Origin of the sequence: Hyphomicrobium sp. (assembly GCF_035572195.1) — a bacterium.
In the GTDB taxonomy this organism is placed as follows: domain Bacteria; phylum Pseudomonadota; class Alphaproteobacteria; order Rhizobiales; family Hyphomicrobiaceae; genus Hyphomicrobium_B.
In genome coordinates, this window is the sequence record NZ_DATNBA010000153.1 from 1 (window position 1) to 9,890 (window position 9,890).

Annotated in this window: 6 protein-coding genes and 2 tRNA genes; 3 read left to right on the forward strand and 5 right to left on the reverse strand. The window is 59.5% G+C overall.

Annotated features, from left to right (window positions below; genetic code table 11):
- Positions 1 to 288 precede the first annotated feature (288 nt).
- On the forward strand, positions 289 to 903 hold the full coding sequence (locus VN623_RS12860) for a DUF2939 domain-containing protein (RefSeq protein ID WP_325571509.1): 615 nt from the start codon (positions 289 to 291) through the stop codon (positions 901 to 903).
- Between the two features lie 51 nt (positions 904 to 954).
- Here the strand turns inward: VN623_RS12860 and VN623_RS12865 are convergent, their stop codons facing one another.
- From VN623_RS12865 to VN623_RS12885, 5 genes are all read right to left on the reverse strand, one after another.
- The gene (locus VN623_RS12865) at positions 955 to 3,723 is read right to left on the reverse strand and encodes a valine--tRNA ligase (protein ID WP_325571511.1); all 2,769 of its coding nucleotides are present in this window, start codon (positions 3,721 to 3,723) and stop codon (positions 955 to 957) included.
- 110 nt (positions 3,724 to 3,833) lie between these two features.
- Positions 3,834 to 4,568 carry a DUF2497 domain-containing protein gene (locus VN623_RS12870; protein WP_325571513.1) on the reverse strand — a complete coding sequence of 245 codons (735 nt, stop codon included), beginning with the start codon at positions 4,566 to 4,568 and terminating at the stop codon, positions 3,834 to 3,836.
- A gap of 309 nt (positions 4,569 to 4,877) precedes the next feature.
- Complete coding sequence (locus VN623_RS12875) at positions 4,878 to 6,182, reverse strand: DUF2497 domain-containing protein (protein WP_325571515.1); 1,305 nt, start codon at positions 6,180 to 6,182, stop codon at positions 4,878 to 4,880.
- 274 nt (positions 6,183 to 6,456) lie between these two features.
- A complete protein-coding gene (locus VN623_RS12880; RefSeq protein ID WP_325571517.1) occupies positions 6,457 to 7,860 on the reverse strand; it encodes a TolC family outer membrane protein in 1,404 nt (467 codons plus the stop codon).
- Between the two features lie 471 nt (positions 7,861 to 8,331).
- The gene (locus VN623_RS12885; protein WP_325571519.1) at positions 8,332 to 8,988 is read right to left on the reverse strand and encodes a protein-L-isoaspartate O-methyltransferase; all 657 of its coding nucleotides are present in this window, start codon (positions 8,986 to 8,988) and stop codon (positions 8,332 to 8,334) included.
- A gap of 226 nt (positions 8,989 to 9,214) precedes the next feature.
- Here VN623_RS12885 and VN623_RS12890 point away from each other — a divergent pair.
- Both VN623_RS12890 and VN623_RS12895 read left to right on the forward strand, forming a co-directional pair.
- A tRNA-Cys gene (locus VN623_RS12890) sits at positions 9,215 to 9,288 on the forward strand.
- A 149-nt stretch (positions 9,289 to 9,437) separates the two neighbouring features.
- Positions 9,438 to 9,512, forward strand: a tRNA-Asn gene (locus VN623_RS12895).
- Positions 9,513 to 9,890: the final 378 nt, after the last annotated feature.

Here is a 9,890-nt window from a genome sequence, read left to right on the forward strand (position 1 = left end):
AAGATCGGCTGGCTCCGCAGCCATCCGCCCGCTGCCGAACGTGCCGAAATCATCAGGCACCAACACGATTATCCTTCGACGCCCGCGCTCGACGCGCAGGCATGGCAGGATTTGAAGTCGATCTGCCGGACGACGCTGGAACCGGACAAGGGCGATGGCGACAGCTAGGATCTTTCCGCACGTCCACCCGGCGAATGGCTGGGCCGTGGCGGGTGGTCCGACGATGGCCGGATTTTTGTGCCACACGACATTGCAACGTAACGCGCCGAGTTTTCAGGACACCCGCGCATGAAGTCGATTTCTATCAAAGTCGCTCTCGGCGTATTCGCGGTGACGTTCTACATCGCTTCGCCGTTCGTTTCGGCCTGGTTCATTCGTGAAGCTGTCCGCAACGGCAACTCCGATTATCTCGCTCGCGCCATCGAGTGGCCTAGCGTGCGCGAGACGCTGAAACCCTCGATCGTCCGTATTGCTCTGAATTTGCCCTACCCCGAGGAACAACCGCAGGCGAGTTCCGGGCTTTGGCAGCGCCTCAAGACAACTGTCGGACAAGGCGCCGTCGATCGCCTCGTCGACACGTACGTCACGCCGGAAGGCCTGCCGAAGCTATTCACACTACGCAAAACTTATCGCGATTACACTGCCAACGATGCCGATGAAGCCAAGACGACGCCGCTGCTCGAAAGAATCGAGCGCGCCTGGGCGCGCGTCAAACGCGCCGAGTTTACCGGCTTCACGACATTCGAGATCGACATGGCGGACAAGCAAGATCCGGCGCGCATCTATCTCGGCAAGCTGAAATTGACACCGCTCGGATGGAAACTCGCCGAACTTCGCATCAAGTTTTTAACGGCTGCAAAGAACACGAACGAGATGTCCACCGCCGTCGAGAACGCGCTTTGATGCGCAGATGACCTTCTCCTTTCGGGGAGAAGATGGCTGTCCGATTGTACGCTAAGCCGCGTCGCTGAGCCTCTTCAGCGCTGCCGAGAAGCGTTTGATCTCGGCCTCGAGTTCGGTCTTGCGATCTTTCGTCTCTTCGATGGCTTCCTCTTTCGCCCGTTCCATGAATTGCGGGTTGGAAAGTTTGGCGTCCATTTTTTTCAGATCGCTCATCGCGCTCTCGATTTCCTTGGCGAGCCGTCGCTTTTCCGCGGCCATGTCGATGATACCGGCAAGCGGCAGCGCCGCCGTCGTTTCACCGGCGACGACCAGGGCCGCACCTTTCGGCGCACTCTTCGCGAAGTCGATCGCATCGATGCGGGCAAGCCGCTTCAACGTCTCGTCGTTGCGCCGGACCCGCGCCCGGATGACGTCGCCCGCCCCGATCATCACAAGTGGAATTTTGGCGCCGGCAGGTACATTCATTTCCGTCCGCACGGAGCGAATTTCGGAAATGAGCTCGACGACCCAATTCACTTCTTCGGCCGCCTCGTTGTCAACGAGCCCATCGAGCGACGGCCACTGGCTGAGGCAAAGCAGATCGTCACGTTTGACGCCGTGTTCCACCATATGCGCCCACAGCTCTTCCGTGATGAACGGCATGAACGGATGCAGCATTTTCAATATCTGATCGAGCGTCCACGCAGTCACCGCGCGCGTCTCGGCCTTGGCCGCGTCGTCATCACCCGAAAGCAGCGGCTTGATCAGCTCAAGATACCAGTCGCAGAATTGCCCCCATACGAACTCATAAATCGTCAGCGCCGCCTCGTTGAAGCGATACGCTTCGATCGCGCTCGTGACGGTCTTCGCGCAAAGCTCCGCTTCGCCGATGATCCACTTGTTGAAAGTCTGCGACGCTGACTTCGGATCGAAATCACGAAGCCGCACGCACTCGTTCATCTCGGCGAAGCGCGAGGCGTTCCAAAGCTTGGTCGCGAAATTGCGATACCCCTCGACGCGGGATTTCGCGAGCTTGATGTCACGGCCCTGGGCGGCCATCGCAGCGAGCGTGAAGCGGAGCGCGTCGGCGCCGAACTCGTCGATCAGCACCAAGGGATCCATGACGTTGCCCTTGGACTTCGACATCTTCTGCCCCTTCTCGTCGCGGACGAGGGCGTGGATGTAAACGTCCTTGAAGGGCACTTCTTTCATGAAGTGCAGCCCCATCATCATCATCCGGGCGACCCAGAAGAAGATGATGTCGAAGCCCGTGACGAGCACACTCGTCGGATAATAGCGGTTGAGTTCCGGCGTCTTATCCGGCCAGCCAAGCGTCGAGAACGGCCACAGTGCGGATGAGAACCATGTGTCGAGCACATCTTCGTCGCGTGCTAGCGCGACATCCTTTTTGTAGTGCTTCTTCGCCAGCGCCTTAGCTTCGCCTTCCGTCGCCGCAACGAAGTAATGACCATCCGGTCCGTACCACGCCGGGATCTGATGACCCCACCAGAGCTGCCGAGAAATGCACCACGGCTGAATGTTGCGCATCCATTCGAAGTAGGTTTTTTCCCAATTCTTCGGAACGAAATCGGTCTTGCCGCTCTCGACCGCCGCTATGGCGGGCTTCGCCATTTCGGCGGCGTTGACGTACCACTGATCCGTCAGCCACGGCTCGATGACCGCGCCGGAGCGGTCGCCGTGCGGAACCGTGTGGCCGGTCGGCTCGATTTTTTCGAGAAGGCCCAGCGCGTGGATATCGTCGACGACCTTTTTGCGCGCCTCGAAGCGGTCGAGACCGCGATAGGTTTCCGGTGCTTCGCCGCTGATTTTGCCGAAAGCATCGAGCACGTTGATTTTTTCGAAATCGTGCCGTTTCCCGACCTCGAAATCGTTGAAGTCGTGCGCCGGCGTGATCTTCACCGCGCCCGTGCCCTTATCGGGATCGGAATACTCGTCCGCGACGATTGGAATCTCGCGCCCGACCAGCGGCAGTTTCACTTTCGCGCCAGCCTTGACCAGCCCCGCATAGCGCTCATCATCCGGATGCACCGCGACGCCCGTGTCGCCGAGCATCGTCTCCGGCCGCGTCGTGGCGACGACGATGTAGTCCTTGGCGTATCCCGCAACCTTCTTCGTCAGCGGATAACGGAAATAGTACAGGTGGCCGCTCGGATCTTTCGCCAGCACCTTGGCCAGCGCCTCCGCATCGAACGGCTCGCCGCTCATCTTGTCCCACTTGAAGCTGCCGTGCTTCTCGATCTGCACGACTTCGAGGTCCGAAATCGCGGTCTGGAATTTCGGGTCCCAATTGACGAGGCGCTTGTCCTTGTAGATCAGCCCTTCGTTGTAGAGCTGCACAAAGACCTTCACGACGGCCTTCGACAAACCTTCATCCATCGTGAAGCGTTCGCGCGACCAGTCGCAGGAAGCGCCGAGGCGTTTCAGCTGATTGATGATCGTGCCGCCGGAGTCTTCCTTCCACGACCAGACGCGCTTCAGAAACTCCGCCCGGCCAAGCTCGCGCCGCGACGGTTGCTTGTTGGCGGCGAGCTGGCGCTCAACGACCATCTGCGTCGCTATACCGGCGTGGTCCGTGCCGGGCTGCCACAGCACGTCGCGTCCGCGCATGCGCTCGAAGCGCACGAGAATATCCTGCAGCGTATTGTTGAGCGCGTGCCCCATATGCAGCGAGCCCGTCACATTCGGTGGCGGGATTACGATCGCGTAGGCAGCGTTTTTTCCACCCGAAGCGGCACGGCCGGCCTTGAAGGCTTGTGCCTTCTCCCATTCGGAATCGATGCGCGGCTCGATCTCGGCCGGCTGGAACGTCTTTTCAAGCATCAGAGGGGGCGTCGCTCATCAACCGGGGTTGCTCGACCCCGGTCGTAAGGCTGACCTTCCACGGCTGTCAACCTACGTGCCCTTGCCGTCTGGGCTTGTCATTCCGGAAGTCAGTACCGCGACGACCCGCCGGAATCGTCGTCGGACTCGCTTCTCAATGCCTTCTCGACGATTTTCGGCATATTTTCCGTCAGCCACTGCTTCAGGATTGGACGCAACAATTGCGCTGCGGCATCCTCGACGCCGCCATTGTTGAATCCATCCGAAGCAACTTCCGGAAGCCTCGGCAGTTGCGGTGGGTCCGCAACCGGCGGCCTGGCGGCAACGGGCGACCTGGCGGGTGGCGGCGGCTCGATCGTGACGGCCTCCTCCGCCGGGAGGTACGACATTCCGCTCATGCGATTGAGACGGGTGTCGAAAAAAGTCGGCATAATGCGCTTCACGGCGCCGCTATCGGCCCCGGTTCGGGCGGCCGTCCTCGATTGCGCGTCGCTTGCGGTATCGCGAGCCACCGGAGGTGGCGGCTCGATCATGCGGCCGTGCGCCGGACCGAACGGAATTACCGTCCGCGGGCGATCCCAGTCATGCTGACCGTTCGCCGACAGAACTTCGCTGAGGCGACCGAGAAGATTAGGCCGCTCTGCAACGGGTTGTGCCGATGTTTTGAATATTGCCGGCAACTCAAACTCCATCGCTTCTTCTGCAACGATGCTGCGCTGTCGCAGCGCCGTGACATGTGCATCCCGCCTGTCCATTTCATACCCCGGTGATCTATCAGCGATACTCGTGCGGATCGATGCGAGGATATCCTCGACGTCGTGTTTCGCTCCGTTGAACATTGTCATGACGCTTCCTCTTCTGCGTACAAACTTCAACTCGCAGAACCGCGTCGGCACCCCGTTATTGCCCCTCCGGTTCGTCGACTCTGGAAAAGGAATGGCCGCATGTTTCAATGCGTCTCGTCTCCCCCAGTGACGTCGCGAGCGGCCCTGACCACATATACGCGTGATGCAGCACTACTCGCGCAGGAGGTAAGGCTTACGGCGCAGTCGAGGCAGCCGTGTGGCGAAAGTCACGCGCAAGAAAAAATCGGTGAAAAAAAATAAAAGCGGGGGAGACCCGCTTTTTTTCGCAGCCTGGGCTCAGCCAGACGATTAGTCGAAGGGGCCTTTTTGCCCAGGGGGCAACAAGCGGTCAGTCATCTCGCGGCGAAGCGCGCGCTCGACGATCTTCGGCATGTTCTCGGCAAGCCATGTGCGCAGCAGCGGCCGTAAAAGATCGGCGACCGCATCCTCCATCACGCGATCCGGCGGCGCTTCCTGAACGGATGCAGCCTGCAGCATCCGTTCGAGCCGTTCACCGCGAAACTCGGCGCGCACGCTGGCATCGCGTGCATTTTCTCTTTGAGATGCGATTTCCGGCGCCGCTCCATTCGACCGGCGTTCGAACGATCGATCGTCAAACGATCGATCTTCGTAAGAGTGATTTTCTATTGAGCGATGCTCGGACGGTGCCGGTTTGAATGCCGCCGACAAAGGTTCGAGAGTACGATGAGGCCCAAGCGTGGCAGCGACGCTCGGCACGGCGAAAGGTTCACTCGGCCGTGCTGCAGACGCCGATGCCGACGACGTCGATTCCGGCGTTGCATGCGCTGAACTGCCGTTGCTTTCTGAATGTCTGTTTTCAAGACGCAACGGCTTCTTGGACAACGGCTCAGACGCAGCGGGACCGTGACGTTCGAAGTCCTCCGGCGAATGAGACGAAAACGGTGACGGACCGAGGTCGAATGAAAACGGATCGACGCCGTCGCTTGGTTCGGCCGAACCGTTCGTGAAGCCGATGCGCGATACCGTGAACCCAGGGCGGGGTTCGGAGGCGGCAGGCTCGTCGGCCGCCACTGACGCGGAAGCCCCTTCATAACCCGTCTTGATCCCGGCATCAGCGTCGCCGTGCTGCGCCCCGTTGAGCGCTTGCAGTTCGTCGCCGAGCAGATCCGCGAGTTGCGCCTCGATACTTTTTGTCTCGGGCTCCGTAGCCATTGTAGCTTTGGAGTCCTCTATCGCTTTCGCGACGTGTCCGGCGCCGCTTTCGTCGGTGGAGTTGAAGCTTCGCTCGGCGGGCGACTTATCGTGCCCGTTGGAGCTTTTCGAAAGAGCAGAATTTTCGGAAGGCTTTTGCTCGTGGCCAGCAGCAATGAGCGACGGCTCAACTGTGCTTTTAGCCTCCGACGACGGCTCGGATTTCGGCGTACTGGAAACGGGTTCGCCGTCATCTGCGTCAGGGGGCGCCGATGACCGCATAAAGGCTTCGCGCGACATGAACCCGCGTTGCGGCGTAGGCGCCGGCGACGGCGCACCCGCACGCGACGCAGAAGGCGTCGCCCTGGACCCCGGCGGCTCTTCCGCAATGATCTTGCGGATTGAGGCTAGGATCTCCTCCATGCTGGGTTCGGCGTTCATTCCAAGTCTCGACATACCGCACCTTCTCGCAACAGAGACGCTCAAGTCCCCGGGGCAAGGCCCTCCAGACCTAACGATCGTAGCCTAGGCCTCATCCCGAGTGAATGAACGGCCTCGATACCCGATATGGTGGCAGGTTGCAAAAAAACCGGCAACGATCGCGACCCTGTTATCCCCGGAGAGCGGCACTCTCAAGGCGAAGACGGAACGCCGAAAAACGTTTCAAAACGAGGCAAAGACGATACCGGCCCGGCGCGAGGCGCGCCGATGCCCGTCATTTCATCGGTGGACCGCCGGGGTCCCGGACATCCATATGCTCATGTCGACCATCATCGTGGGTTATGTCGATCCCCCACCACCGCCTGCGGGTCTCGTCGTAATTGACCTCAGGATCGTAAACTTGGCTTGCTGCGCCGACTTCCGAGACGCTGAGCCGCCCGATCGCCGAGACCAGCGTGTAAGACGCAACAAGGATGTTGCGCTTCGTCGTTTCGAGGTTGACCTGCGACTGCAATAGTTCCTGCTGCGCATTCAAAACATCGAGAATGGTGCGCTGACCGACCCGCTCTTCTTCCCGGACGCCGTTCAAAGCGGTGGTGTTGGCTGCGATCGAAGCCCGATCCGACTCGCTTTGAGCCTTGAAGCCCACCAGCTGCGACCACGCCTGCACGGCCTGCGACTGAGCCGTCGCGCGCGCAACCTCGATTTCCTGCAACAACGAAACGTGCGTGTGCTTGGCTTGGCGAACGCGCGCATAGACTTCGCCGCCGCTCGGATAAAGCGGTACGTTCACGCGACCCAGGACTGAAGCAGTCGAAGATCGATTGATACCTTCGCTTTCATCAAAATTGTCGGTGTAACTCGCCTCGAGCTGGGCCTGAGGAAGCAGCTCGCCGCGAATTTGGTCGACCGTATAGCGGGCTGCCTGCTCCGAATAGAGCGCCTGGACAACCAGCGGATTTTCCTTCGTGCCAATCGCGACGGCTTCATCGACGCTGTGGGGCACGAGCTTGGTGTTTGGGTTGGGCTCGACAAGATGCGATGGCGGATGGCCGATCACCTGCTCGTAGATCGCCCTGCTCGATTTCAGGTTGGCGCGCGACAAATCGAGGTCCGATTGTCCCAACGCACGTCGGGCCTCGGCCTGGGCGACGTCTGTCTTCGTTACTTCGCCAACATTGAAACGATCCTGCGTCGCTTTCAGCTCGGCATCTAGAAATTTCAGGTTGTTCTCGTTGAGGCGAACGATCGCCGCGTCACGCACGACATCGCCGAAGGCCGTCACGGCATCGAGCAATACCTGCTGCTCGACCTGCCTCAGTGACTCGCGACCTGCCCGATCCTGGGCCTCAGCCGCGTTCACGGCGTTTGTCGTTTGAAAGCCCCGAAAAATAGGTTGCACGAGATCAATGGAGTACCCACGCGGCGACGTGATACTTTTCCGGTTGCCGGCGTTCAGGATGCCGGACTGCGTCTGCGTAATGGTCTGCTCCCGGCCAACGACCGATGTTGCGCTGATGTCCGGCCGATAGCCGGAATTGGCACGCGCGATGTCTTCATCCCGCGCCCGCTGCCGGGCACGTTCCGCATCGATCGTCGGGCTGTATTGGTAGGCCCCAGCGAGTGCGTCCAGCAGCGTTTCTGCAGCACATGGCTGAATTTCAACGACAGCGCCCATGAAGACAGCTGTAGTTGCAATGGCAAATCGTGCTGCAATGGCCGCACGCCTGCCTGACGGCCTAGATACCGTTGTTTTCGCCAAGTGGATGAACCTGAAAAGCCGCTCTTAACCCCGACCCAACCGAGCAGCTGTGACCCCTAATAATCAAACGTTTACCCGATTCGAAGCGCTTCGGCTAAACCCGATTCCCATCGACAACACACTAGCGGATAACTGTTGGTATCGAGCCATCCGTCGCTCGGAAATGGAACATTTCCTTCGGAGCGTTGCGCGAAGTACACTATTGAAGCGCACGTGCGAACGGCAATTCCCGCAGAACAGATCTGCTGATAGCGATCCCGCGAACTGTGACGGCAGACGAACCACTTTTCACGCGTGAGCGACAAACGCCGATCGACGAAAACTCGCAATCGCCCGTCGGACTATTGCCGGCTACAGTTAATCCTCACTGCGAGTTTATGCAGGAGCTCAAAAGACGAACGCGGGCCGGACGGCTTCAAAACCCGGCAGCAGCGGAGCCGAAGCTTGGAAAGCGTCGCGACGCGCAATCAGCTTGCCTCTCTTATGCAGCAGAAAGGCGTGGCCGACATCGCCGCCAACACCGATCGCAACCAATCGTCCGCCGTCGCCAAGTTGGTTTCGCAACGCGTCCGGCACGGTCTCGACGCCTCCCTCGATCAGGATCACGTCATAGGACGCCTTAGACGGACACCCTGCCGTAAGAGCACCCGCCGTGGTCTCGACGTTGTCTACTCCGACGGCGCTGAGCGCCTCGGCAGCCGCTGAAGCGGTTTCGCCATCCGGCAATAGGGCCACGACCTTTGCGACGAGTTGCGCGAGAATGGCGGCCGCGTACCCGCAGCTACCTCCGACGACAAGAGCCTTGTCGCCCGCTTCCGCTTCGGCGAGTTGCATGAGTTTGGCGAGCAGCCGTGGGGCCAGCATTGCCTGGTTGGCCGCAATCGTCAGAGTTTCGTCGCTATATGCAAAGCTCGCGAGATGCGAAGGCACAAATCTGTCGCGAGAAATTTTCATCATGGCTGCTGTGATGCGCCTGTCGGTCACGTCGCTCGGACGAACCTGGCTTTCGACCATGTTTTTGCGTTGCAAGGCGGTATCTGACATCGCTCGTCTCCGCAATCGAGCCGCGGTCCCGAATTGCCCGAGTCCGCGCCTTCCCCCAAGACGCATCCTATACGCGAGCCGCGCCGAAGAGGCGACGGGAATGCCGTCGCACACCGTAACAGCTTGTAAGAGGTTGCCGCCCTATGTTAGACGGCCGATCCTCGGTCGGAAACATCGCCGTTCTCGACATCGGCACGTTTCGGGCCTACCGGGACAAAAGCATTGAGGCCACGTGGCGGAGTGGTGACGCAGCGGACTGCAAATCCGCGTACCCCGGTTCAATTCCGGGCGTGGCCTCCACAATTTTGACGTCGGCAGCCAGCGCGGTTTCCGCATTTTGACAGAAGAACTTATGCAAAACCTGCGGAACTAAAGAAAAATCTCGAAGACCCTCGCCAGGACAGGCGCGTTCTGCTATGGCGAGCGCCTTCCGGCTTTTTGCACGGCATTCCGCGGTAGCTCAGTGGTAGAGCGTCCGACTGTTAATCGGATGGTCGTAGGTTCGAATCCTACCCGCGGAGCCAAGTCCGACCGATATATATCTGATACGAAATGTTTTTTCGGCGGTCGCTGAGAACCTAATAACTCGCGCCGTGACGCTAACGCCGATCTTGGCGCTCTTCTGCCGCTTCTAGGACAAATCGAAAAGATCGCCGCCATGAATGAGTGGCGTGCGACAGAGAATGCGCTCCCTTAAAGTTCGCGTTGACGTTTCGCGCTCTTAGAAAGCTGCAATCTCGGCTGGCGTCAGTTTCTGCCCAAATCGCATTAGGTCCGCTGCTCATCGCCTTAGCCTGTTGAACACTTCCCCGCTCCGCACAACCACTATGTAACCTATGCACAAGATATCAGCCATATGAAAATCAGCATGCGCCCGACTATAGGTTGCAAGAAAAAAATCG

Coding starts and splice junctions, on each gene's coding strand:
- VN623_RS12885 (WP_325571519.1), bottom strand. CDS start 8,988: ATGTCAGATACCGCCTTGCAACGCAAAAACATGGTCGAAAGCCAGGTT.
- VN623_RS12880 (WP_325571517.1), bottom strand. CDS start 7,860: ATGGGCGCTGTCGTTGAAATTCAGCCATGTGCTGCAGAAACGCTGCTG.
- VN623_RS12865 (WP_325571511.1), bottom strand. CDS start 3,723: ATGCTTGAAAAGACGTTCCAGCCGGCCGAGATCGAGCCGCGCATCGAT.
- VN623_RS12860 (WP_325571509.1), top strand. CDS start 289: ATGAAGTCGATTTCTATCAAAGTCGCTCTCGGCGTATTCGCGGTGACG.
- VN623_RS12875 (WP_325571515.1), bottom strand. CDS start 6,182: ATGAACGCCGAACCCAGCATGGAGGAGATCCTAGCCTCAATCCGCAAG.
- VN623_RS12870 (WP_325571513.1), bottom strand. CDS start 4,568: ATGACAATGTTCAACGGAGCGAAACACGACGTCGAGGATATCCTCGCA.